Here is a 452-nt window from a genome sequence, read left to right on the forward strand (position 1 = left end):
GACGTGTTTTTTGGTCATGGCACTGACAATGCGTGGGACGAAGCACGGCAACTGGTGCTGGGCGCACTGCACCTGCCTTGGGAAATCGCTGACAGCTACCTTGACTGCCGTCTGGAAGTCGACGAGATATCCGAACTGCAACGCCTGATCAAACGCCGCATCGACGACCGCGTGCCAACCCCCTATCTGCTGGGCGAAGCCTGGTTCTGTGGTATGTCGTTCATTGTCGACGACCGCGTGCTGATACCGCGCTCACCGATTGCCGAACTGATCGAAGAGCGTTTCGCACCTTGGCTGGCGAGTGAGCCGGCACGCATCCTGGACCTGTGCACGGGTTCCGGCTGTATCGGCATCGCCTGCGCCGATGAATTCCCTGACGCCGAAGTCGCCCTGGCGGACCTGTCCTACGATGCGCTGGAAGTGGCAAGCCTGAATATCGAGCGCCACGGCAT

At 60.4% G+C, this 452-nt stretch carries 1 protein-coding gene; it reads left to right on the forward strand.

The window, feature by feature from the left end; translation table 11 throughout:
- The coding region (locus tag GWG67_RS38795; protein WP_275174902.1) for a HemK family protein methyltransferase at positions 1–452 on the forward strand (452 nt) is incomplete at both ends.

It is taken from the genome of Bradyrhizobium sp. CSS354, from assembly GCF_029051725.1.
Taxonomy (GTDB): domain Bacteria; phylum Pseudomonadota; class Alphaproteobacteria; order Rhizobiales; family Xanthobacteraceae; genus Bradyrhizobium.